Source organism: Streptococcus mitis subsp. hohhotensis, from assembly GCF_000722775.1.
Lineage (GTDB): Bacteria > Bacillota > Bacilli > Lactobacillales > Streptococcaceae > Streptococcus > Streptococcus carlssonii.
In genome coordinates this window covers 410,714-435,835 of the sequence record NZ_JPFZ01000009.1, presented here as the reverse complement: position 1 = coordinate 435,835, position 25,122 = coordinate 410,714, and the positions used below count along the sequence as shown (strand labels likewise).

The 25,122-nt window shown below is 39.6% G+C and carries 21 protein-coding genes and 1 pseudogene; 8 read left to right on the top strand and 14 right to left on the bottom strand.

Annotated features, from left to right (window positions below):
• Positions 1 to 26 precede the first annotated feature (26 nt).
• The 4 genes and pseudogenes from SK608_RS04825 to SK608_RS12050 all read left to right on the top strand — a co-directional run.
• On the top strand, positions 27 to 491 hold the full coding sequence (locus SK608_RS04825; RefSeq protein ID WP_001045103.1) for an NINE protein: 465 nt from the start codon (positions 27 to 29) through the stop codon (positions 489 to 491).
• A gap of 4 nt (positions 492 to 495) precedes the next feature.
• Positions 496 to 1,542 (top strand): DUF6287 domain-containing protein, encoded by a 1,047-nt coding sequence (locus SK608_RS04820; protein ID WP_033676974.1) that lies wholly within the window; start codon positions 496 to 498, stop codon positions 1,540 to 1,542.
• Between the two features lie 207 nt (positions 1,543 to 1,749).
• The gene (locus tag SK608_RS04815) at positions 1,750 to 2,049 is read left to right on the top strand and encodes a YbaB/EbfC family nucleoid-associated protein (RefSeq protein WP_000981526.1); all 300 of its coding nucleotides are present in this window, start codon (positions 1,750 to 1,752) and stop codon (positions 2,047 to 2,049) included.
• 491 nt (positions 2,050 to 2,540) lie between these two features.
• Positions 2,541 to 2,790: pseudogene (locus SK608_RS12050) on the top strand (ISL3 family transposase); the annotation flags it as partial.
• 64 nt (positions 2,791 to 2,854) lie between these two features.
• Here SK608_RS12050 and SK608_RS04810 read toward each other — a convergent pair.
• From SK608_RS04810 to SK608_RS04785, 6 genes are all read right to left on the bottom strand, one after another.
• Entirely contained in the window at positions 2,855 to 3,664 is an 810-nt protein-coding gene (locus SK608_RS04810; RefSeq protein ID WP_000004961.1) for an MBL fold metallo-hydrolase, read from the bottom strand.
• Between the two features lies 1 nt (position 3,665).
• Complete coding sequence (gene vicK / locus SK608_RS04805) at positions 3,666 to 5,015, bottom strand: cell wall metabolism sensor histidine kinase VicK (protein ID WP_033676971.1); 1,350 nt, start codon at positions 5,013 to 5,015, stop codon at positions 3,666 to 3,668.
• Entirely contained in the window at positions 5,008 to 5,715 is a 708-nt protein-coding gene (yycF, locus tag SK608_RS04800) for a response regulator YycF (RefSeq protein ID WP_000722071.1), read from the bottom strand. The genes vicK and yycF overlap by 8 nt, the downstream gene beginning before the upstream one ends.
• 55 nt (positions 5,716 to 5,770) lie before the next feature.
• A complete protein-coding gene (gene mutY, locus SK608_RS04795) occupies positions 5,771 to 6,946 on the bottom strand; it encodes an A/G-specific adenine glycosylase (RefSeq protein ID WP_033676969.1) in 1,176 nt (391 codons plus the stop codon).
• A gap of 538 nt (positions 6,947 to 7,484) precedes the next feature.
• Entirely contained in the window at positions 7,485 to 7,760 is a 276-nt protein-coding gene (locus SK608_RS04790) for an HU family DNA-binding protein (protein ID WP_001284642.1), read from the bottom strand.
• Positions 7,761 to 7,867: 107 nt separating this feature from the next.
• Positions 7,868 to 8,707, bottom strand: coding sequence for a DegV family protein (locus SK608_RS04785; protein ID WP_023942676.1), 840 nt, complete (start codon positions 8,705 to 8,707; stop codon positions 7,868 to 7,870).
• 141 nt (positions 8,708 to 8,848) lie between these two features.
• Between SK608_RS04785 and SK608_RS04780 the strand changes: the two genes are divergently transcribed.
• Positions 8,849 to 9,697 (top strand): YitT family protein, encoded by an 849-nt coding sequence (locus SK608_RS04780; RefSeq protein ID WP_000592057.1) that lies wholly within the window; start codon positions 8,849 to 8,851, stop codon positions 9,695 to 9,697.
• Between the two features lie 87 nt (positions 9,698 to 9,784).
• On the opposite strand, the gene SK608_RS04775 is transcribed toward SK608_RS04780, so the two are convergent.
• From SK608_RS04775 to SK608_RS04745, 7 genes are all read right to left on the bottom strand, one after another.
• Positions 9,785 to 10,702, bottom strand: coding sequence for a bifunctional riboflavin kinase/FAD synthetase (locus SK608_RS04775; protein ID WP_033676966.1), 918 nt, complete (start codon positions 10,700 to 10,702; stop codon positions 9,785 to 9,787).
• Between the two features lie 302 nt (positions 10,703 to 11,004).
• Positions 11,005 to 14,181 carry a carbamoyl-phosphate synthase large subunit gene (gene carB / locus SK608_RS04770; RefSeq protein WP_033676963.1) on the bottom strand — a complete coding sequence of 1,059 codons (3,177 nt, stop codon included), beginning with the start codon at positions 14,179 to 14,181 and terminating at the stop codon, positions 11,005 to 11,007.
• A 448-nt stretch (positions 14,182 to 14,629) separates the two neighbouring features.
• Positions 14,630 to 15,709, bottom strand: a complete 1,080-nt coding sequence (locus SK608_RS04765) for a carbamoyl phosphate synthase small subunit (protein WP_000166853.1) — start codon at positions 15,707 to 15,709, stop codon at positions 14,630 to 14,632.
• Positions 15,710 to 15,758: 49 nt separating this feature from the next.
• Entirely contained in the window at positions 15,759 to 16,682 is a 924-nt protein-coding gene (locus tag SK608_RS04760; protein ID WP_004260121.1) for an aspartate carbamoyltransferase catalytic subunit, read from the bottom strand.
• Positions 16,683 to 16,700: 18 nt separating this feature from the next.
• On the bottom strand, positions 16,701 to 17,222 hold the full coding sequence (pyrR, locus tag SK608_RS04755; protein ID WP_033676960.1) for a bifunctional pyr operon transcriptional regulator/uracil phosphoribosyltransferase PyrR: 522 nt from the start codon (positions 17,220 to 17,222) through the stop codon (positions 16,701 to 16,703).
• 210 nt (positions 17,223 to 17,432) lie between these two features.
• On the bottom strand, positions 17,433 to 18,062 hold the full coding sequence (nth, locus tag SK608_RS04750; protein WP_023942686.1) for an endonuclease III: 630 nt from the start codon (positions 18,060 to 18,062) through the stop codon (positions 17,433 to 17,435).
• Positions 18,062 to 18,604 carry a YceD family protein gene (locus SK608_RS04745; RefSeq protein ID WP_023942688.1) on the bottom strand — a complete coding sequence of 181 codons (543 nt, stop codon included), beginning with the start codon at positions 18,602 to 18,604 and terminating at the stop codon, positions 18,062 to 18,064. The genes nth and SK608_RS04745 overlap by 1 nt, the downstream gene beginning before the upstream one ends.
• Before the next feature lie 162 nt (positions 18,605 to 18,766).
• Here SK608_RS04745 and SK608_RS04740 point away from each other — a divergent pair, with 162 nt between their 5' ends.
• The 3 genes from SK608_RS04740 to SK608_RS04730 all read left to right on the top strand — a co-directional run bounded on the left by SK608_RS04740 (position 18,767) and on the right by SK608_RS04730 (position 21,081).
• Positions 18,767 to 19,096, top strand: coding sequence for a hypothetical protein (locus SK608_RS04740; RefSeq protein ID WP_033676957.1), 330 nt, complete (start codon positions 18,767 to 18,769; stop codon positions 19,094 to 19,096).
• A 187-nt stretch (positions 19,097 to 19,283) separates the two neighbouring features.
• Positions 19,284 to 19,475, top strand: a complete 192-nt coding sequence (locus SK608_RS11690; RefSeq protein ID WP_033676955.1) for a hypothetical protein — start codon at positions 19,284 to 19,286, stop codon at positions 19,473 to 19,475.
• Between the two features lie 55 nt (positions 19,476 to 19,530).
• Positions 19,531 to 21,081 (top strand): ATP-binding cassette domain-containing protein, encoded by a 1,551-nt coding sequence (locus SK608_RS04730; RefSeq protein ID WP_033677776.1) that lies wholly within the window; start codon positions 19,531 to 19,533, stop codon positions 21,079 to 21,081.
• 285 nt (positions 21,082 to 21,366) lie between these two features.
• On the opposite strand, the gene SK608_RS04725 is transcribed toward SK608_RS04730, so the two are convergent.
• The gene (locus SK608_RS04725; protein WP_033676953.1) at positions 21,367 to 24,885 is read right to left on the bottom strand and encodes a pneumococcal-type histidine triad protein; all 3,519 of its coding nucleotides are present in this window, start codon (positions 24,883 to 24,885) and stop codon (positions 21,367 to 21,369) included.
• Positions 24,886 to 25,122 lie beyond the last annotated feature (237 nt).

Sequence of the window (25,122 nt, the reverse complement as noted above, 5' to 3'; positions counted from 1 at the left end):
TAGGAATAAATTAAGGAGACAATTATATGAACAAAGTTATAAAAATTGAAGATGAAACAGTTTATGTTGGAAAAGGTAATAATGGTCAATTTACTGCAATTTCAAGAAAAAGTTTTGGTTTTGAACCACAAGTAGGTGATTATGTAGAATTTTATCAAAATGGTGACGACTATATTGTTTCAAAAATAGATAACACATCTCCAGCCGCCTCTAGTCAACATTCAAATGGAGTAAGTGATAAATCTAAACTGGCCGCAGCCTTATTTGCCCTATTTTTAGGGGCGTTTGGTGCCTACGATTTTTACATTGGAAATACTAAACAAGGATACAAGCGTATCGTTCTAACTCTGCTAGTTATCATTCCTATTTTAATGCCATTTGTTTTACTGGCAAATGCTATTTGGAATATTATGATTACTATTCAAGTTTTAACGTCTAAAACTGGTAGTAAATGGCACCAAGATGCCCAAGGCTTAGAATTACAAGATTAAATATATGAAAAAATTATTTCTATTCAGTATTAGTATTTTAGCTATCTCTATTTTAACGGCTTGCCAACATCAGAGTGAAAACACTTCTGCAACAAGTTCTGAAGCAATTGCTTCAAGTACTAGTTCAACTTCTTCTACATCGGAAGAGAAGAAACCTGATTACACCCTATATAATCCTGTCCTTAAAGAATATGCCAAAGTACTAGATGGTTCATCAACTTCACATACAGAGGTCAATTCAAAAGCAAACTTAAAAAATGGTTATCCTAACGAATATTCTGGATTACAGTATAGCTTGTATGATTTAGACCAAGACGGTACGGACGAACTTTTGATTGCCCTAAAAACGTATTCTAACTATTACGATTTATTAGATATTCGAACTCTTAAAAATGGTGAAGTTATTCGACTGACCAATGCAGAAAACAATCTGGATTTTATTGGAGAGCGAGTACATTTTAATCCTTTAGAAAATGGTTATTTTCAATTATCTACCCGAGTATCTATTAATCAAATCCAACTTAAACTATACAAGTTAAATCAGAATGGAACACGATTAGACTTAGTTATCGAATCAGATACAGAAGAGGGACTGGGGACAAAACCACCTTCCCTTGACATAAGATATTTCTCTTGGAAATCTGTGACAAGTCTCATAAATGGAGAAATAACCCTTCCGTCAGAAAGTAAAGGAATGGATATTTCTGCAATTCAAAATGGAGATTTTTCTAGTGTCGCAGGCACTTGGAGGAATCGTTCAGGTATTGAATTTACTTTCGACAAAAATGGTTTAGTAAGTGATAAGTCCAAAATTTCAATTGAACATGCTAAAGAAATTGACCACTATCTTAAGGCAAATTCTGTTTCTAAAGATGGAGGTGCTGGTGCAGCTATTGCCTTTTTACCAGCAGGAATCCCTATAACCATGTCTGTCACCTCTTCTACAGATGATAGCTATACCGACTCATCTGATATCACACAAGACCGCTTATGGTTTGGACACCAACTTATCAATGGTAGTACTGAGGGATTTTTCTACAAGGTAAAATAATGACGGTAACCCCTTAAAGTTGCCATAGAATATCTAGTATCTATATAGGATAAATATTCTTATTCTCTTAGAATATCTATCCTATATTTTTATTTCCTCTACATTCCTTTCGCTACTAGATGAATTCACTCAAAAAAGATTAGACTTTTAACCTCAAAATTGATAAAATAAGAAGAAAAATAAGATAAAAGGAAACTATAAATTACCATGATGAACATGCAAAACATGATGCGCCAAGCACAAAAACTTCAAAAACAAATGGAACAAAGTCAAGCTGAACTTGCAGCTATGCAATTTGTTGGCAAATCTGCTCAAGATCTTGTCCAAGCGACCTTAACTGGCGATAAGAAAGTTGTCAGCATTGACTTCAATCCAGCTGTCGTTGACCCAGAAGACCTCGAAACCCTTTCTGATATGACTGTTCAAGCCATCAACTCTGCTCTTGAACAAATCGATGAAACGACCAAGAAAAAATTAGGTGCTTTCGCCGGGAAATTGCCATTCTAAAAAAAGGCTCTGTAATATTTATAGTGGGTAAATCCCATATAGATATTATGGAGCCTATTTTGATGTAGAAAAAGTCCCATAAAATCTATAATGAAAAGCGATCAAACAATCATTAGAAAGAATCCTATGGAACAATTACATTTTATTACAACTGCTTGATATTGAAAACTTTTTTCTCATACTAAGTCCTAAACGCTAAAATCATTCTTAATCTTTTTTACCATTTGTTATTATATTCCTAAATTCCGGCTAAAATAGTCCACCAGACTGTTCTATTTCAATACTTAAGGCAAGTTGTAAGTCATGGCAAACCATGAAGCAATTTAATCAAAGATTTCATGAGTACATGGTCATCAAACCCTACTAACAGCATAGTAGTAAAGATACTTTTCGTGTGTGCTTAACTACTAAAGAGATTGTGGAGGCACTCTTGAGTTGCTAAGAAGAATGAAAGCACCACTATAATCTCTTACATTTTTACTTCTAGAGTAAGGTTTTGCGTACTCATTGAGAAGAATTTAGAGCTAGCTCATTCTTGCTTTCAGGCTTTTTTAGAATCTTTCTAAAGAAAGCATCACCGCCCTGCAATTACCTTATTCCAACATAAAATTAGGAGAGACTAATAATCTTATCCAATACAATACCTTTGATTTTCGGAACTTTGAAAACTTCAAAAAACAGATTTCCACGATTCGCAATATCAAAAAAGAAAGGACAAAATTTGCCCTTTCTAGATCTTAGCTTTTCTTCAACCCACTACAGTTGACAAAGAGCCTTTAATTTTAAAGACTTTTTCCAGCCTCTTTTATATATCTGTCAATGGTGTTGCGGTGTCTGGTGAGGTATCATAAACCTTAAAGTCTACTCCAACTCCTAGATCAGCTTGCGCTAGCTGATTGACCATGGTCATGTGAGCTAGTTCCTTGATATTGTTCTCCTTGGACAAGTGACCAAGGTAGATTTTCTTAGTGCGATTTCCTAGCGTCCGAATCATAGCTTCAGCACCATCTTCATTAGAAAGGTGACCCAGATCCGATAAGATTCGTTGTTTGAGCCGCCAAGCGTAAGAACCTGCTCGCAAAATCTCTACATCATGGTTGGACTCGATAAGATAGCCGTCCGCATTTTCGACAATCCCTGCCATACGGTCACTGACATAACCTGTATCTGTCAAAAGGACAAAACTTTTATCATCTTTCATAAAGCGATAGAACTGCGGTGCGACTGCATCATGGCTTACACCAAAACTCTCGATGTCAATATCTCCAAATGTTTTGGTTTTGCCCATTTCAAAGATATGCTTTTGCGAAGAATCCACCTTGCCGAGATACTTGCTATTTTCCATAGCCTGCCAGGTCTTTTCATTGGCATACAAATCCATACCATACTTGCGAGCCAAAACGCCTACTCCATGGATATGATCTGAATGCTCATGGGTAATCAAGATGGCATCCAAGTCTTCTGGCTTGCGATTAATTTCAGCAAGTAGGCTGGTAATTTTCTTACCAGATAAGCCTGCATCCACTAAAAGCTTCTTTTTTGGAGTTTCCAGATAAAAGGAATTTCCACTGGAACCCGACGCTAAAATACTGTATTTAAAGCCTGTTTCACTCATTCTAGTCTTCTACTTCGTCCTCCCATACTTCTTCTTTCACTGCATCCTTATCATAAGGGAGCACAATTGTGAAAGTTGATCCCTTACCGTATTCACTCTTGGCCCAAATAAAGCCCTTATGTTGTTTGATAATTTCCTTGGCAATAGACAGTCCCAGACCTGTTCCACCTTGGGCACGACTTCTAGCGCGATCCACACGATAAAAACGGTCAAAGATACGTGGTAAATCCTGCTTAGGAATACCCAAACCTTGGTCTGAGATGGATAAAATCATCTGATCATCAGTCGTCTTCATGGTCACTGTGATTTTTCCACCATCTGGCGAATACTTAATAGCATTGTTGAGAATATTATCAATCACCTGTGTCATCTTATCTGTATCAATCTCAATCCAAACTGAAGTAATTGGGTAATCTCGCACCAGTTCGTATTTCTTCTCTTCATCCTGCCCTCTTATCTGATCAAAACGGTTGAGGATAAAAGTAATAAAGGCAGTAAAGTTAATCAGTTCCACATCCAGATGACTGGTCTCATTATCAATCCGTGAGAGATGGAGGAGATCAGTCACCATCCGCATCATACGGTTGGTTTCATCTAGAGATACCTTGATAAAGTCTGGTGCTACAGTTTCACACAAAGCCCCCTCATCCAAGGCTTCAAGATAAGATTTAACACTGGTTAAGGGCGTCCGTAACTCATGGCTAACATTGGAAACAAAGAGTCTTCGTTCGCGTTCTTCCTTCTCCTGCTCCGTCGTATCATGCAAAACAGCAACCAGACCCGAAATAAAGCCAGACTCTCGACGAATCAAGGCAAAGCGAACACGAAGGCTCAGATACTCACCATTAGCATCCTGAGAATCAATGATGAGTTCAGGAATTTGGGTAATTAAATCACGAAGTTCATACTCATCTTCAATCTTAAGCAACTCTAGGATACTCTTGTTGAGAACGTCTTCTTTCTGAACACCTAACTGTTTCTTAGCCATGTCATTAATCATGGTAATCTTGCCACGACGATTGGTCGCAAGGACGCCGTCTGTCATATAAGAGAGGATACTATGTAATCGTTTACTCTCTTGTTCCAGATTTTCTTGGGTTAAACGAATTACTTCTGATAAATCATTGAGATTATTAGTAATATTAGTAATTTCAGAGCTTCCCTGCATATCCAATACCTGAGAATAATCTCCTGCAATCAGGTCTTTTACCTTTTGATTGATTTGCTTCAACCGAATATTATCCCGACGATTTTCTAGCAAAAGTAAGGTCACGACTAAAATAAAGCCAAGTAGAATGAGGATAAAGATAAAATCACTAGTTAAAACTGTGTCTTTTATTAGTTTAATCATTATTTCTCATATAATAACCAACACCACGACGTGTTAGGATATATTCAGGACGACTTGGTGTATCTTCAATCTTCTCACGCAAACGTCTGATGGTTACGTCAACTGTTCGAACATCTCCGAAATAATCATACCCCCAGACCGTTTCAAGCAAGTGTTCACGCGTAATTACTTGACCGATATGAGAAGCCAAGTGATACAAAAGCTCAAATTCACGGTGAGTTAAGTCTAGTTCTTCACCGTATTTCTTAGCAACATAGGCATCTGGAACAATCTCCAAGTCCCCAATTTGCAAGGGTTGAGTTTTATTTTCATCTGATTCTTGATTATCTACAGAAGCCAAGTCCGTGCGACGAAGGAGAGCTTTAACACGCGCCTGCAACTCACGATTTGAGAAGGGTTTGGTTACATAGTCATCCGCTCCAAGCTCCAAACCGATAACCTTATCAAATTCGCTATCCTTAGCTGACAGCATGATAATAGGCACACTACTAGTCTTGCGAATAGTCTTCGCAACTTCTAAACCATCAATTTCTGGAAGCATCAAATCCAAAATAATAATATCTGGCTGCTCTGCTTCAAATTGCTCTAGAGCTTCACGACCGTTAAAAGCAGTTACAACCTCGTAACCTTCCTTGGTCATATTAAACTTGATAATATCTGAGATTGGTTTTTCATCATCTACAATTAATATTTTTTTCATTTGTTCACCTTTTTCTCTACTATTATACCAAAAAAATAGCAAGAAGACACAATAGCTAGTCTTTGCTACTGTCTAAGTTGGCTTGTGCATAAGTCTGCCAGATTTTTTGTTGGGGTTTGGCAAGTGGAACATCCTTGAACTCTTCTGGTGAAAGCCAGCGAACTTCCCTATCTGAAAAATCATGAAAGTCACTCACCTGACCTGCTACAATCTGTACATGCCACTTTCGATGGCTAAAGACATGCTTGACAGTCTCAAAACAAACATCAAGCCAATCAACTTCTAGGTCATAGTCCTGCTCGAAACTCTCTTCTGGACTGGGGCCAAAGTTTACACTTTCTTCTGCAACCTGATGGAAGAGGTCAAACTGCTCCTCTTGCGAAAAGTCATCTACTTCTACCAGTGGGAAATGCCAAAAACCTGCCAATAGCTTTTCACTTTCATTTTTTTCAAGTAAAAATTGTCCTTGAGTATTTTTGACCACTAAGGATTTAAGATAAATGGGAATTGGCTTTTTCTTGGGAGCCTTAATTGGATAACGGTCCATTGTGCCATTCTGATATGCCGCACTGAAGTCCTTAATTGGACTCTCTTCTGGCCTAGGATTAACTGGCGCCTCAATATCAGATCCTAAGTCCATCAAAGCTTGATTAAAGTCACCAGGCCTTTCTGGGTCAATCAAGATTTCCATCATTGCCTGAAAAATTTTGCGATTACTTGGAATCCCAATATCATGGTTGACTTCGAACAGACGGGCCAAAACACGCATAACATTACCATCTACAGCTGGCTCAGGCAAGTTAAAAGCAATGCTGGTAATCGCTCCTGCTGTGTAGGGACCAATTCCTTTCAAACTGGAAATTCCTTCATAGGTATTTGGAAATTGACCACCAAAGTCAATCATAATCTGCTGGGCTGCAGCCTGCATATTACGAACTCGAGAATAATATCCCAGTCCCTCCCAAGCCTTCAACAAACGCTCTTCAGGCGCATTCGCCAAACTTTCTACTGTTGGAAACCAGTCCAAGAATCGTTCGTAGTAAGGAATAACCGTATCCACTCTGGTCTGCTGGAGCATGATTTCAGATACCCAGATATGATAAGGATTTTTACTTCTTCGCCAGGGTAAATCTCTTTTATTTTCATCGTACCAGTTGAGAAGTTTCTCACGAAAAGAAATGATCTTCTCCTCCGGCCACATGACGATACCGTATTCTTTCAAATCTAACATATCTCTAGTATAACACAGAAGATTTCACCTGTCTTTTTATCTGATTTATAATATTTTCAATAGATAGTATATAACTTTTCTTTCTACTTAAATATTTGATATGTCTTCAACTGAAAATTAATAAAATATCATAGAATGCGATTATCCACTTTCAAGGGTTAATTTTGAGACAAATAATACTCAATAAAAATCAAAGAGAAAACTAGGAAGCTAGCCGCAGGTTGCTCAAAGCACTGCTTTGAGGTTGTAGATAAGACTGACGAAGTCAGTCACATATATAATCCAAGGTGAAGCTGGCGTGGTTTGAAGAGATTTTAGAAGAGTATAAGCTAGAAATACAGTATTATTTAAAATAGTCGATCATCCTACGGATAAACAATAAAAACTCATCTCTCTTAGAAAATAACGAAAATGCTGGTTGACATCATCCTAAAACAAGTGAAAAAATAGTATTTTGCCCCTTTTTTGCCCCCTATACACAAAAAAAGCCTACTGACCAAGCTAGAAAGCTTGATACAATAGGCTTTTTAAAGACTAATTATTTAACAGCGTCTTTAAGAGCTTTACCAGCTTTGAATGCTGGAACTTTAGAAGCTGCAATTGTGATTTCTTTACCAGTTTGTGGGTTGCGACCTTTACGTGCAGCACGCTCACGAACTTCAAAGTTACCAAAACCGATCAATTGAACTTTTTCACCAGCTGCAAGGTAGTCAGCTACTGCTGAAAATACAGCTTCAACTGCTGCTGCTGAGTCTTTCTTAGTCAATTCTGTAGCTTCTGCTACTTTAGCGATCAAATCTTGTTTGTTTGCCATGTTAATGATTCCTCCAAATTAATTTCTAATTAACAAATATAATCATATCCTAAAATCCCTTATAGGTCAAGTTAAAAACGCTATTTATTCGCATTTTCTTTATTTTTTTAGGAATGGTAACGTACCAAAATAGCCCACGCATTCTCGCCTGTATGAGTCTGAATAATAGAACCCGTTTCTAAAACAGAAATTGGTTTTTCAACATAAGCTTGTAAACTTTCTTTCATCTCTTTTGCCCAGTCAGCATTACCTGAATATGAAATTCCAATCTCTGCTACAGAACGTTCAGAGAGAGATGTTGTCAACTCATCCAACCATTTTTTAAAGGTTTTAGCTCCACGACCTTTAACAATTGGCTGCAATTCATGGTCTTTCATTTGCATGACAACACGGATATTGAGAAGTGAGCTCAACAATCCAGTTACACGGCCAATTCGTCCACCTTTGACAAGATTTTCCAAAGTTGAAACGCCAATATAGAGCTCCGTATGTTTTTTTACCTCTTCAACGTGAGATAAAATTTCCGCCATATCTTTGCCTTCTTGTGCTAATTTCGCAGCCTCAACAACTTGGAATTTCAAGGCTTGGTCAGTAAAGGAACTATCGATAACTGTCACGTCGGCAGTAGATAGGCTGGCACCTTGGCGTGCTGCTTCTACAGTCCCCGAAAGAGCATGGGACATATGAATAGCAAGAATCTGGCTACCATCTTTGCATAGGTCTTCAAAAACTTCAGCGAAGACACCTACAGGCGGTTGGCTTGTCTTAGGAAGATTCTTACTTGCTTGCATCAACTGAAGAAATTTACCTTCTTCTTTCAAATCCGCATCAGAATAAACAACATTATCAATCATTACAGATAATGGAACAATTGTAATATCTAATTGTTTTACTAGTTCTGGTTCAATAGTAACAGATGAATCGGTTACAATCTTAATTTTTGTCATAGTATCAATCTTTCTATTTTAGGATTCAGATTGGTTTTCTTACTTCTAATTATATCAAAAAAAGATTAAAAATCCTAATGGAGTCAATCAAATTTTCCGTAAAAATTTGATATAATCAACTTATAAGAAAAGAGGTGTCCTATGATTAAAAAAATTTACCCCATTTTTACCATTTTACTAGGTGCTGCTATTTATGCTTTTGGACTGACTTATTTTGTAGTTCCCCATCATCTCTTTGAAGGAGGGGCGACAGGTATTACCCTCATCACCTTTTATCTTTTTAAAATCCCTGTTTCCCTCATGAACCTGCTGATTAATATTCCCCTTTTCATCCTAGCTTGGAAAATATTTGGAGCAAAATCTCTCTATTCTAGTTTGCTTGGAACCTTAGCTTTGTCAGCTTGGTTGGCTTTTTTTGAGCGTATTCCCCTTCATATTGACCTTCAAGGTGATTTACTGATTACTGCACTTATAGCGGGAATTCTATTGGGAATTGGTCTTGGAATTATCTTTAATGCTGGAGGTACAACTGGTGGTACTGATATTCTAGCTCGTATTCTCAACAAATACACTCATATATCCATGGGAAAACTGCTCTTTATCTTAGATTTTTGTATTCTCATGCTCATTCTCCTAATCTTCAAGGACTTGAGATTGGTTTCCTACACGCTCTTATTTGATTTTATCGTTTCGCGTGTCATTGATTTGATTGGAGAAGGTGGCTATGCTGGTAAAGGATTTATGATTATTACAAAACGTCCTGACCAACTTGCTAAAGCGATTAATGATGACCTAGGAAGAGGCGTTACTTTTATTTCTGGTCAAGGCTACTATAGTAAAGAAAATTTGAAAATCATTTACTGTATTGTCGGTAGAAATGAGATTGTGAAAATGAAGGAAATGATTCATCGAATCGATCCTCAAGCCTTTATAACCATTACAGAAGCCCATGAAATCCTTGGAGAAGGATTCACCTTTGAAAAAGAATAAAAAGAGGTAGTGTAGTGACCTCAAAAGTTAGACTTATTCATCTATCTTTTGGGTTACAAACAGCCTCTTTTTTAATTACCCAAACTCTTAAGACCAATTCCGAGCTACTTCTTCATCAGCCCTTAACTGATCCACTAATTGGTCAACTGAGTCAAATTTGGTCATATCTCGAATGCGATCAAGCCAATAAACCATGACGGTTTCCCCATAAATATCTTGATTAAAATCAAAAATATTGACTTCAAAACGTGCTTCTTCTCCATCAAAGGTCACATTTTTCCCGACACTAGCCATAGCACGATACTTCTGTCTTTGAATCTCAACATCAACGACATAAACACCATCTGCTGGCATATAAGTACGGTCTAAAAGCACCAAATTAGCTGTTGGATAACCAATCGTACGACCACGAGCATTGCCATGAACCACCATACCTCTTGATGGAAGCGGTGCCCCCAAAAGTTCTCCTGCTTCTTTTACATTTCCGTCTAAAATAGCTTGACGGATACGAGTTGAACTAATCTTTCCTTTCTCATCTTCTACAGGTGGAACGATAATGACTTCTCCATCAAAGTAATCCTTTAAGTCTTCTGCCGTTTTTTGGTCAGAACCAAATGTATAATCAAAACCTGCAACAATAATTTTGGCATTCATAGCCTTGATATAAGTTGCAAAAAATTCTTCTGCCGTGAGACTAGCAAATTGACTACTAAAATCAAGGAGATATAATTCTTCTACGCCTTCACGCTTTAGTTTCCTCTCACGTTCAGCAGGGTTCAAAATATGTAAAAACAGATCAGGATGATAAGACTCTAAAGCGATCTTTGGAGATTCATTAAAGGTCATAACGACGATAGGCAATAAGTCCTTTCTCGCAGCCTTATTGGCAACGCGAAATAATTCTTGATGCCCCTTGTGTATACCATCAAAATAGCCGAGAACAACGACTGAATCAGATGGTGTGCCAATATCTTTTTGGTTTTTTATAGGAATAGTAATAATCATAAAATAATTATATCATAGCGATAGCTATTTCTGGAACAGAAAATCTAAAATGTCGTTTTTTTCACCTGAAATAGCCATTTTTTCAAAAGGGAGTACCATGCAAATATATATTGACTCTGATATACTAGAATTACAAAAAAGGTGAACGATTAACATCATAAGCCATTCCCAATTTATTCTTATCGTATCACAATTCATAATCATCCTTGAGTGAAGAACTGATAGTTGAATAGCCTGCACTAATATCGCAAAAGCCAGCGTCAGAAAACGCTGGCTTTAAAACTGTGAAAATTTTTTCTCAACTAGATCGCTTCTGTGACAAAGCTACGACTTTCAAGTACCTTAAGCATAGCATTAGCTGTATCTAGCGCTGTGAAGAGGGGCACTCCGTGTTCAATAGCTGAACGGCGAATCTGCTCACCATCTTCGTCAGCAGTTCGTTTTGTTCCAACTGTATTAATGATAGCTTGAATTCTTCCTTTACGAACAAAACTTGGAATATCCTTATCGTCATCACCAATCTTACCAACAGGTTGGGCTTGCAATCCATGACTGGCAAAGAAGGCTGCTGTCCCTTCTGTCGCGAGGATTCCATAGCCAATATTTTGGAAACGACGAGCCAAGTCCAAGGCTTCTTCTTTGGCATCATCAGCGATGGTAAATACAACGTTACCAAAAGTTGGCAAGTGTAAGTAAGAAGCTTCAAAGGCTTTATAGAGAGCTTTTTCCAAAGTCGTATCAGAACCCATAACTTCCCCTGTTGACTTCATTTCAGGACCAAGCAAGCTGTCTACCTTAGCTAGTTTGGTAAAGGAGAAGACAGGTGCCTTGATATGAACGCGGGTGCTTTCAGGGTAAAGTCCATCTTGGTAGCCAAGTTCTTCAAGTTTTTGACCAAGAATGAGCTTGGTTGCTACTTGAGCCATAGGGATATTGGTCACTTTAGAAAGAAATGGAACCGTACGGCTGGCACGTGGATTGACCTCAATAACGTAGACTTTTTCATCTTTAATGACAAACTGGATGTTCATCATACCAAGACAGTTAAGACCGATTGCTAGACGTTTCGTATAGTCTGCGATTGTTTCTTGCACCTTTTGAGACAAGGTTTGTGGTGGGTAAACGGCCATTGAGTCACCTGAGTGGACACCGGCACGTTCGATATGCTCCATGATACCAGGAATGAGAACATTTTCCCCGTCTGAAATGGCATCAACTTCACACTCTTGTCCAACGATATAAGAGTCTACAAGGACTGGATGGTCAGGACTGGCCTTAACAGCGGTACGCATGTAAGAACGAAGGTCTTCTTCATTTTCTACGATTTCCATGGCGCGTCCACCCAAGACATAAGATGGGCGAACGAGGACTGGGAAACCAATCTTGCGAGCTGCAAGAACTGCTTCTTCTTCATTTGTAGCCGTTTGTCCTGGTGGTTGTGGAATATCCAAATCTTTGAGTGCTTGTTCAAAGAGGTCACGGTCTTCGGCACGGTCCAAGTCAGCTACTTGCGTACCAAGGATGGTCACACCTGCTTTTGCCAATGGCTCCGCAAGGTTGATGGCTGTTTGACCACCGAACTGAACGATAACCCCTTTTGGTTGCTCCAAGTCAATGACGTTCATAACATCTTCGAATGTCAATGGCTCAAAATAAAGCTTATCTGATACAGAGAAGTCTGTAGAAACGGTCTCTGGGTTTGAGTTCATGATGATGGCTTCGTAGCCAGCAGCCTGAATAGCCTTAACCGAGTGAACAGTTGCGTAGTCAAACTCAACCCCTTGACCGATACGGATTGGACCAGAACCTAGGACAAGTACAGATTCTTTATCAGACTTGATAGACTCGTTTTCCCAACCATAGGTTGAATAGAAATATGGTGTTTCAGAGTCAAATTCTGCCGCACAAGTATCAACCATCTTATAAACTGGAACAATCTTGTTTTCCAAGCGAAGTTGGCGAACGTGATCAGCGGTCGTTTCCCATAGTTCAGCAATCTTACGGTCTGAAAATCCATTCAATTTTGCAGTTTTCAAGACTTCTAGATCTTGTGGATGGGCACCCAACTCTTGCTCAATTTCAAAGATATGTAAGAGTTTATCAAGATAAAAGATATCAATCTTGGTCAATTCAGCAATCTCTTCAGGTGTATAACCACGACGAATAGCTTCTGACACATAGAAGAGACGGTCATCTTGGGCTTTGACTACTTTTTCAATCAAGGCATCATCAGAAACTGCTGCAAGTTCAGGCATTTCATTGTGGTGCACACCAATTTCAAGGGAACGACAAGCTTTAAGGAGAGATTCTTCGATGTTTCGACCGATTGCCATGACTTCTCCAGTGGCCTTCATCTGTGTCCCAAGACGGCGCTCACCCTTTTCAAACTTGTCAAATGGGAAACGAGGAATCTTGGCAACAACGTAGTCAAGAGCTGGTTCAAACATGGCATAGGTTGAACCCGTAACTGGGTTGATGACCTCATCCAAGGTCAAACCGACGGCAATCTTAGCTGCCAACTTAGCAATTGGGTAACCTGTCGCTTTAGAAGCAAGGGCTGACGAACGTGATACACGAGGGTTTACTTCGATGACATAGTACTTGAAGCTGTGGGGATCAAGGGCTAGCTGAACGTTACATCCCCCTTCAATCTTAAGGGCACGAATGATGCTCAAGCTCGCGTCACGAAGCATTTGGTTTTCATAGTCTGACATGGTTTGCGCAGGGGCAAATACAATGGAATCCCCTGTGTGAATCCCAACTGGGTCAAAGTTTTCCATGTTACAAACAACCAAAGCATTGTCAGCTGAGTCACGCATGACTTCATACTCGATTTCCTTGAAACCTGCGATTGAACGTTCAATCAAACATTGGGTAACAGGTGACAATTTCAAACCATTTTCAGCGATTTCACGCAATTCTTCCTCGTTGGCACACATACCACCACCAGTACCACCAAGTGTAAAGGCTGGACGGACGATGACTGGGTAGCCAATTGTTGCTGCAAAGGCAACAGCTTCTTCGACTGTGTTGACAATTTCAGATTCTGGAATTGGTTGGTTGAGCTCTTCCATCAATTGTTTAAAGAGGTCACGGTCCTCCGCTTGATCAATGGCAGATAATTTAGTTCCCAAAAGCTCAACACCAAGTTCATCTAGGATACCATTTTTAGACAATTCCATGGCCATGTTGAGCCCTGTCTGACCACCAAGGGTTGGTAGCAAGGCATCTGGACGTTCCTTACGAAGAATACGCGTTACAAACTCAAGTGTAATCGGTTCAATATAAACCTTGTCCGCAATCTCCTTGTCCGTCATGATGGTGGCAGGGTTTGAGTTAACCAAGACAACCTCATAACCTTCCTCTTTCAACGACAAGCAAGCCTGGGTCCCAGCGTAGTCAAACTCAGCAGCCTGACCAATAATAATCGGACCAGAACCAATCACCATAATTTTTTGAATATCAGTACGTTTAGGCATATATAAGATATTAAGGGCGTCAAGCGGACAAAGCTAAAATAGGAGTTATGACGAAGAACTGTCAGTTCTAGGAATAACTATCTTTTTAGCACCGTCCGTAGCCCGTATTCAGTTCAGCAAATACGGAGCACCCTTCTCCTTTCTATTCGGCAACTCTCGGGTTGCCATTAAATAAATTCTCCGACGATTTTTTAGCGAAACGATACTTTTCGGTAAAAAACCTAGTGCAGGGAGTTTTTAGTTCGCCTGATAGCGACTAAAAGAAACGACCTGCCTTTCTATTCGTCGCCTCACAGAGCGACATTAAATAAGATACAAAGGACGAATAGAAAGCGATTGAATTTTAGGAAACCAAGGAAGGATTGACAATCCAAGTTGATTTCTCTAAATTCCGAACTTTCCGTCCGTGTTCAGTTACATAAATTCTCCGACGAGCTTTTACTCGTTCTTAGTTTGATTGTTTAAAAGCTTCCATCATCTCGATAAACTCGTCAAATAGGTAGCTAGCGTCATGTGGACCAGGGGCTGCATCTGGGTGATATTGAACAGAGAAAGCAGGTTGGTATCTGTGACGTACACCTTCAACTGACTTGTCATTGATTTCTTCATGGGTAATGATCAAATGCTCTGGCAAATCCTCACGGCTAACTGCATAACCGTGGTTTTGGCTTGTGAAGTCTACTCGTCCTGTTGCGATTTCACGTACTGCATGATTAAAGCCACGGTGACCAAACTTCATCTTGTAAGTCTTAGCACCATTTGCCATTGCAAAGAGTTGATGCCCCATACAAATACCAAAGATTGGAATTTTTCCTTGTACACCACGAATCATGTCGAGTGCTTGTGGAACATCTTCTGGGTTACCCGGACCATTTGATAACATAACTCCGTCAGGGTTGAGATGTAGAATTTCTTCAGCCGTTGTCGAATAAGGAACGACGGTCACGTTACAGTTACGCTTAGAAAGCTCACGTAAGATTGAGTGCTTGAGACCAAAGTCCACTAGCACCACGCTCAAACCAACTCCTGGAGCTGGATAGGATGTTTTAGTAGAAACCTGCTTGATATTATCTGTCGGCAAGACTGTTGCTTGAAGCTGGTCCGTCACATGATCCATGCTGTCCCCAACATGGGTCAGGGTTGCTCGCATGGTACCATGCTTACGGATAATCTTGGTAAGGGCACGCGTATCAATTCCTGAAATACCAGGAATTTTCTTGGCTTTCAAAAATTCATCCAAGGTCATTTGGTTGCGCCAGTTGCTTGCTCTACGTGCTTCTTCGAAAACAACGACTCCCTTACAAGTTGGAATAATGGATTCATAATCATCACGGTTAATTCCATAATTTCCTACCAAAGGATAGGTAAAGGTCAAGATTTGTCCATTATAAGACTGATCTGTAATGGATTCTTGGTAGCCGGTCATCCCTGTATTAAAGACTATTTCGCCTGTTACATCAATATCTGCTCCGAAGGCCTTGCCTTCAAAAACTGTGCCATCTTCTAATACTAGAAGTCTTTTTGTCATATTTTCACCTCTCGTGGACGCTCACTGGCGTCTTTTAACGTCTTGTGTTTTAGTTGGCGTTTCTACTCGCCAGTACGGATTCTAAGATTGCCATTCGAACAAAGACACCATTGGTCATTTGTTGGACAATCCGTGATTTTGGTGCTTCAACCAAGTGGTCTGCAATTTCTACATCACGGTTGACTGGAGCTGGGTGCATGAGGATTGCTGTTTCTTTCAAACGATCGTAACGTTCTTGAGTCAAGCCATGTTGGGCATGGTAGTCTTCTTTTGAAAATACTGCACCACTATCATGGCGTTCATGTTGCACACGGAGAAACATCATGACATCCACCTGATCAATGATTTCATCAATGGTTACAAACTGTCCATAGTCTGCAAACTCTTGACTTCTCCATTCCTCAGGTCCAGCAAAATAAAGTTCAGCTCCCAAGCGTTTCAAAATCTGCATATTGGATTTAGCAACACGTGAGTGGTCCAAGTCACCTGCAATCGCAACCTTTAGCCCCTCAAAGTGGCCAAATTCCTCATAAATGGTCATCAAATCAAGCAAGCTCTGGCTAGGGTGTTGGCCCGAACCATCTCCACCATTGATAATGGAAGTCGTAATCGTTGGACTTGCAATTAACTCTCTGTAGTAGTCAACCTCTGGGTGACGAATCACACAAACATCCACTCCTAAAGCAGACAGAGTCAGGATGGTATCATAAAGTGTCTCCCCTTTATTAACTGAACTAGTCTTCACATCAAAGTCCAGTCGTTCCAGCCCCAGTTTAATCTCTGCCACTTCAAAGGACTTATGCGTCCGTGTAGAATCCTCAAAGAAAAGATTGGAAACAATCGGATGGTCTTCATAGGGAAGCTGAGCTCCGTTTTTAAACTCAATTCCTCGCTTGATCAATTTCATGACTTGATCGACAGTGAGGTCTTCCATGGACACCACATGGTTCAATGCTTGTTGATTTTCTGACATGGCTACTCCTTTAGCTTTCTAAGCTTCTTCAGTAATCAGAACTCTGTCTTGGCCATCAAGTTCTGTCATCTCTACGATGATTTCTTCAGAACGACTGGTTGGGATATTTTTTCCAACGTAATCTGGACGGATTGGCAATTCTCTATGTCCACGATCGACTAGAACTGCTAAACTCACGCGCGCAGGACGACCATGACCTACAATATTATCAATAGCAGCACGGATAGTGCGGCCTGTATAGAGCACATCATCCACCAAGATAACTTCGCGGTCTGTCACATCAACAGAAACCAAAGAAGTATCTTCTCCACTTTTAACATCATCACGGAAAGGTTTAGTATCCAATTCCACAACAGGAACTGAAAGATTTTCTAGCTGCTCCAAACGTTCTTGGATTCGGTGGGCGATAAAGACACCACGAGTTTTAATACCAGCCAAGACGATTTTATTCAAATCTTTGTTGCGTTCGATAATCTCATAAGTAATACGCGTAATCGCTCGTTTGACGGTCAATTCGTCTACAACTTCTTTTGTCTTCATGACAAACCTCCAAAAAGAAAAGTCTCCTTAAACAAGGAGACTTGAAATGTATAGCTAAGCAAGCCCTACTGGAAACAGTATAGACTTCACCCTTCTACTTTATCACGCTCCTTGCCTGCCTCACGGGACAGGTTTAAAGGAATATTTAGTTATCAATTACTATAGCACAAAGCATGCTTAAAATCAAGCAAAAACTTTTGAAACTCCATCTTATAAATTGCTAAAATCATATAATTGTGGGTACTGGTCACACTCTGGATTTTTAGGATGGCAGATAGCCCGTCCGAAATAAATCATGGCCTGATGGGCTGCTAACCATTTTTCAGGTGGCAAGATATCCATGACCCGCTTTTCAACCTCAAGCGGTGTCGCTGATTTTTTGACGATATCGTGGTGTTTGCAAATACGCTCCACATGAGTATCTACTGCAAAAGCTGGAATCCCAAATCCTACACTCATGACAACATTAGCTGTCTTGCGACCAACACCTGCTAAACTCTCCAATTCCTCACGTGTTTGAGGGACTTGACCATCGAAATCGTCTAGTAACTGTTGGGCACATTTTTTAAGGAATTTAGCTTTATTCCGATACAGTCCCAGGCGAGAAATGTGTGAAGCAATCTCACCCTCTGTCGCAACAGACATGGCTTGTGGCGTTGGAAAGGCAGCAAAGAGACCTGGTGTGGCCTTATTTACCGCTGCATCCGTTGTCTGGGCTGACAACATGACCGAAACCAAGAGTTCAAAATGATTGGTAAAATCAAGACTTGGCTTGGCATCTGGAAAAAGAGCAATGATTTCTTCTAGCACCTTTCGTGCTCGTTTTTTTGACAAGACCATTATTCGTCTCCATCAAATAGTCCTTGTAAGCCAGCAAAAGGACTGTTTTCTTCTTTCTTAACTGCTTGTTGAGCTTGGTATTCTTCCTCTGTCATGATTTGCCAGTCATTTCCTGACACAAATCCTTGACCAGCCTCTTCTTCAGCCGTCAAGACCTTGATAGGAATGTTTAGTAGGATATTGTCTGATACGCTCTCAGCAAGATCAAGTTCTCCATTTTCGATAGGCAAGACCAAATCATCGTCTAAAACTTCCTGATCTAGTTGGTTAGTTGCTCCTTCCATGAAAACTTCCGTTACTGGATAAGATTCAACTAACTGAACTGGCTCCATACTGCGACTTGAAGCAAGAACAATGGTATAAGATAGTTGATAATCTAAAAAATACATACGGTCTTCGTACTGTACTTTCCCAACTGCAAGGATATCTTTTACATCTAAAATTTCTTGATTGCGTGCACGCAAGTCTGTGGCTAGGTCTAACGTTTGTTCAAAATGCAAGCCTTCAGACTGCTTACGAATTTCTTGAATATTTAATTTCATACTTCCTCCATAAAGATTTACTCTCTTGATTATACCATGAAAAGGCTACAAATCAGCACATCAAACTTTGTAATTAAAATTCGATTTTTTAATATATTTATCACTATATTTTTTGGTGCTATACTATAGGCAATAATACATGATAGCAAGGAGGATGCTCACATGGAAAACAAAGAACTCATTACAAATGCAACCCAACTCCTATCCGAGTTAAATAAAAGCTACCAAAACTGTAAACAAGGTACGGCAGATGATATTCGACTGCAAGAGCTGCTAAATACTACTCTGCAAGAGCTCAAAAAAGCGGAAAAGTTGAACAACAGTATCTTAATCGACCTTGAGAAATTTTACCAACGCACCAGTCTTCTGATTGGATTAGGTAGCCTAAAACTGAACGACCAAGCACGCATTGCTTGGCGAAACTACGACAAATTCCATTACGAGCATGTCAAACACGTACTGACTCTTTATGGACCTGTTTTTGGATTTTAGAACTTGGAATTTCCAGTTTTCTGTTGACAAAATTTCCTTAAAGGTATAGTATAAAGATACTAATACTCGGAGGTAAGGGAGACATGAACAACTAAGCCTATCAAATAAAGAACCTTTATTTAGTAGATCTTGTTTTTGTCTCTTTTTGTGTGCTCTTTTGTGCTCTTTTTCTGGCATTTTATACTCAATGAAAATCAAAAAGCAAACTAGGAAGCTAGCCGCAGGTTGCTCAAAGCACTGCTTTGAGGTTGTAGATAGAACTGACAAAGTCAGCTCAAAACACTGTTTTGAGGTTGTGGATAGAACTGACGAAGTCAGTAACCATACCTACGGTAAGGCGACGCTGACGTGGTTTGAAGAGATTTTCGAAGAGTATTAATAGAGTTTTTTTGACATAAACTTTGGCTCTACTAGGTAAAGTAGAGCTTTTTGTTATGCAATATCAACATTCTAGAAAGGACAATCATATGATAAAAATCAATCACCTGACCATCACACAAAACAAAGATTTACGAGACCTTGTCTCTGATCTAAGCATGACCATCCAGGATGGGGAAAAGGTAGCTATTATTGGAGAGGAAGGAAATGGCAAATCAACCTTACTTAAAACTTTAATGGGGGAAGCTTTGCCTGATTTCACTATCAGGGGAGACATTCAATCTGATTATCAATCAATAGCCTACATTCCTCAAAAAGTCCCTGAGGACCTGAAAAAGAAAACTCTACACGACTACTTCTTTTTAGATACTATCGATTTAGATTACAGTGTCCTCTATCGTTTGGCTGAGGAATTGCATTTTGATAGCAATCGTTTCGCTAGCAACCAAGAGATTGGCAGTCTATCAGGGGGCGAAGCTTTGAAAATTCAGCTCATCCATGAGTTAGCCAAACCCTTTGAGATTCTATTTTTAGATGAACCTTCAAATGACCTAGACCTTGAGACGGTTGATTGGCTAAAAAGACAGATACAGAAGATGAGGCAAACCGTTATTTTCATTTCCCATGACGAGGACTTTCTGTCTCAAACGGCAGACACTATTGTCCACTTGCGACTGGTCAAGCACCGTAAAGAAGCGGAAACGCTAGTAGAGCATTTAGACTATGATCGCTATAGTGAGCAGAGAAAGGCTAATTTTGCCAAACAAAGCCAGCAAGCTGCTAATGACCAAAGAGCCTACGATAAAACCATGGAAAAACATCGACGAGTCAAGCAAAATGTAGAAACTGCGCTTCGAGCTACTAAAGACAGTACTGCCGGTCGCTTATTAGCTAAAAAGATGAAAAATGTTCTCTCTCAAGAAAAACGTATTGAAAAGGCAGCTCAGTCTATGACCCAAAAACCACTTGAAGAGGAAGAAATCAGACTTTTCTTCTCAGATATACAGCCATTACCGGCTTCTAAAGTCTTAATCCAACTGGAAAAAGAAAATTTGTCCATCGGCGAGCGAATTTTGTCTCAGGGACTACAACTAACTGTCCGTGGCCAAGAAAAAATCGGTATCATCGGCCCAAATGGTATTGGGAAATCAACTCTGTTAGCCAAGTTACAGCAACTTCTTAATGATAAAAGAGAGATTTCGCTTGGTTTTATGCCACAAGATTACCACAAAAAACTGCAATTGGATTTATCACCAATAGCCTATCTCAGCAAAACTGGGGAAAAAGAGGAACTGCAGAAAATCCAATCCCACTTAGCCAGTCTCAATTTCAGTTATCCAGAAATGCAGCATCAAATTCGCTCCTTATCTGGCGGACAACAGGGAAAACTCCTGCTTTTGGATTTAGTGCTACGAAAACCAAACTTTCTCCTTCTCGATGAACCCACACGAAACTTTTCTCCCACTTCTCAACCCCAAATCAGAAAACTCTTTGCAACCTATCCAGGCGGTCTCATCACTGTTTCACATGACCGTCGTTTCTTAAAAGAGGTCTGTTCGACCATCTACCGCCTGACAGAACACGGTCTGGAGGTAGTTAATTTATAAGATTCATACTCATGAGGATAATTCTTTGCTTTGGAACACTATTTAAACATTATAATCAGTGAATAAATCTTATATCCACATTCAAGTCAATAATTTCTTGTAATCAACTCTAAATAGACGGGTAAAAACTACTTCTAACTATCAAAAAACGAGCACCTCCTCAGTTGGAAATGCTCGTTTTCTTATGTTGCCATGGTTTATAATTACAATGAGAAATAGGAAACAGCCTTGAATTGGAAAATCTCCTAGATCTACGACCACAAACTTTTTTATCTACCAACTTTTTTATTCTACTGGTTTTTCTTGATTTCCAGTACTTGTTGTAGATTCTGTTGTTCCCTTTTCTGAAGTTGATTCAGCAGGTTTAGAATCTGTTGTGTTGCTTGGTTTGTTTTCGTCATTTGCAGTTTCACTGTTAGATTCCGCAGCTGCTGATGTTTCAGTTTCAGTACTGGTCTTCTCAGACTTTGCTGCTGGAGTTGCTTCTTCAGTTACGCTTGATTTTGACTTGATTTCTTGATTCAAGACCAGAATAGCTTTTGTCAATTCAAGTAAAGCAGCCTTATCTTTACTCTTGGCAGAAAGTTGATCTAGTAAAGCATCTACCTTGTCAAAGTCCTCATCAGAACCCTTATTGTTTTCTAAGTAAGCGTGAAGCGACATGAGGATATCATAGAGTTTTTGATAGAGTACAAGTGTCTGAGGATCTTGCTCAGTATTTTCCTTCTCTTGTTGAAGGGCGCTAGCGATACGAGTCAAGACATCTTTCACCTGACTGTTTACTTCATCCAAGTCTGCATCAGCCTTGTTTGTAGCAGCTTTAAGATTTTCTACTTCTTCTGCCAAGGATTGTCTGATTCCTTCTTCTTGGATTTGTTCCAAGAGTTGAGTTGCCTTGCTCAAGAGGCTTTCTACTTCTTCCTTGCTAACATGATTGACATGTTCTTCAGGCATAAAGTCTCCGTACAATTCTTTCAAGAAGCCATAAATAGCTGTCTTGGCACTTTGATTATCAACTTTTTCAGTATCTAGAACTGTCTTAGTCGATTTAGCAGTAGTTGGTTGAGCTTTCAAAGCTTCTTCTACTTCTTGTTTTGCTTGATAGATGCTTGGGAATAATTTGTTCAATTCTGCTGCCTTAAGGAAGGATTGTGATTGATACAAAGTCCAAGTCAACTGAGCTACTTTGTTTCGAAGTTCATCACTCAAACGACCGTCATTTACGTGTTCGTAGAAGTACTTGATGTATTCTACAGTTGTAACACCTGTTCGGTCATTAAAGTCTTGAAGAGCTTGAAGTTGTGATTCAACCGCTGCTAAAGCAGCCTCATCTTTAGCCAACTTAGCTTCCTGTAGTCGAACGAGAAGGTCCTTCTTAGGAAGTCCATAAGAATCTGTATCTAGTGTATTGATTTTATCAATCAAGGCTTGATATTTCTTATCTAGAGCGCTTGTTTTAACAGGCTTAACACTTTCATCAATATGGATATATTGCTTATCAAAGAGATCAAGGGTTGCAAGATAACCTGCTGTAGAGTTAGTTGCCAGTTTCTTCATGTTCTCAGTAAACTGACCTAAGGCTAACTCAATCTGTCTTTGTTCGATAGGCTTGTCTTTGTAGATACTTCTGCTATCAGCTAGAAGTTGATCTACTTTTTCCAAGACTGCCTTCTCATCAAAAGCTCCAGGTTGATAATTGGATTGTAGGGCTGGAATCTTGTTTTTCAAAGCTACTTCATAGCCCTTCGTTTGAACCTTGATGTAGTGATTGTGGTCGCCATGAGGAATCACAAAACTACCATTTTCTACCTGTAAGCTATAAGGAGACACACCATCTCGCAAAGCAGTGGTATAGAGTTCATTTAGGAAATCAAGCTCTGGATTGCCAGTTTGAAGTGGCAAACGAACGTGTTCCTTACGAACAGCATAGGGATGGATATGAGTTGGATCGTAGGCTTGGTCTGGATTTCCAAAAACAAAGAATCCGTTTGAAATTCTAATCGCTTCAAGTGGAACACCATAGGTCTTAGAAATGTAAGCTATTTTTTCTTCATCGCTAGCATCTCTTGAGAAAGACTCTACCGTTTTAGCAAGAGGTTTTACAGGCTCTGCATCATGATGTGTTTTCAAATGATCCTGAGCTGCCTTAATTTGTTCAGCTGTCAAATCTTTCTTGAAGAAGTAATGATTGTGGTCTCCATGACTCATGACAAATCCTTGCTCATCCTCACTGATGACACGATTGGCATCAAAACCGTGATCATGGTCTTTCCCATGATGGTGTCCATGATGATCTTCATCGTGATCGTCATCATGAGCTGGATTTGGTGTTGCTGTATTTGCCCCTTTCAAGTGGTCTTGCGCTGCCTTGATTTGGTCTGCTGTCAAGTCCTTCTTGAAGAAGTAATGATTATGGTCACCATGTGACATGATGAATCCTGACTCATCTTCCGCAATAATACGATTAGCATCAAAGCCGTGTCCACCTTCTTCATGTTCCTCATGTGAAACACCAGGATTGACTGGAAGAGATGGCGAAGGTGTTGTTAACCCATTATTTGGAAGAGTCGGTTGCCCAATTTGATTCGCCTTAGGAATGTAATGGAAATGATCACCATGTCTGACGATATAAGCTGTAGCCGTTTCTTCAACGATATCTTTTGGATTAAAAATATAACCATCAGATGCTGAAGAGAGTTCCTTACTTGTCGTTGAAGAAGAAGGATTGCTTGAAAGACTTCCTAGACTAGACGCTACTTTATTAGGTTTTTCATTTGTAGAGAACGTATAACCAGTTCCACCGATAGGCACCATTCTAGCAATCTTTTCTTCTAAAGGAGAGAGCTTGCTGTAAGGAATAAAATGGTAATGGTCGCCGTGCGGAATCGCAACTCCATTTGGTGTACGACTGATAATCTTAGCAGGGTCAAAGACCAGACCATCTGATTCACTGTAACGTTGGTCGCTAGGTGAATCATAGAGTTCTTTCAAAAGACTTTGGAGATTTTCAGTCTTACTTTCTGACGTGCTAGTTGATCCTTGCTCTATTGCTTGCGTAGTATTGTCACTAGCTGTTGAAGAATAGCTTAACTGACTCGGTTGCGTATTTTTGCCCGCTAGATGAGCTTTCGCTGCTGCTAACTCACTGGCAGATAAATCACTTTTTGGAATATAGTGATAGTGACCTCCATGAGGAACGATATAAGCATCACCCGTATCTTCGATAATATCAGCTGGATTAAAGACATAACCATCATCTGTCGTATAGCGTCCCTGAGACCTTGCTACAGCAACATCAGCGCTGACCTTCTCATTATCTTTGACATGTTCTTGTTTTTGACGATTGATTTCATCTTTAGTTCGAACATTATCAGCATGAGCTACATCTTTCAGGTAGACATAATATTTTCCATCGAGCTTGATGATATAACCACCCTTGACCTCATTGACAATATCTCCATCCTTAAGTTTGTAGTTTGGATCCTTCATTAAGAGTTCTTCACTAAAGAGGGCATCATAAGGAACTTTCCCGTTATAGTAATGATAGTGATCACCGTGTGACGTCACATAGCCCTGATCTGTAATTTTGATGACAATTTGCTCAGCCTGAATTCCTTCTTTCTGGCTAACCTGATCTGGTGTCAGGTTTTCAGTTTTCTGACTTGACTGGCTGCCATCCACATAAGAGACACGATTATCGTCCTTATTTTCCTGCGAGCGATGCTGGTTCAGTGCATAGGCACAAAGACTCAAGGATACGATAACAGCTGATCCAGCTGCTATATACTTTTTACTGAATTTCATAAATCCCTCATTTCAATAAATGATGAAGCTTTTTCTTAACTTCCTTTACTTGATTAAATAGTTTTCTAAATTGGCTATTTAACCAATTAATTAACCAGTAAATAGTTTACATTTTTTAAGTTCATCTGTCAAGATTTTTATGTTATTTTAATCATGACCACCCCTAAAACGGGTGGTTTGCCTGTATCACACCTGACTTAGCGAAACGGACTGAAAGTCACGTAATCCAAAATATCG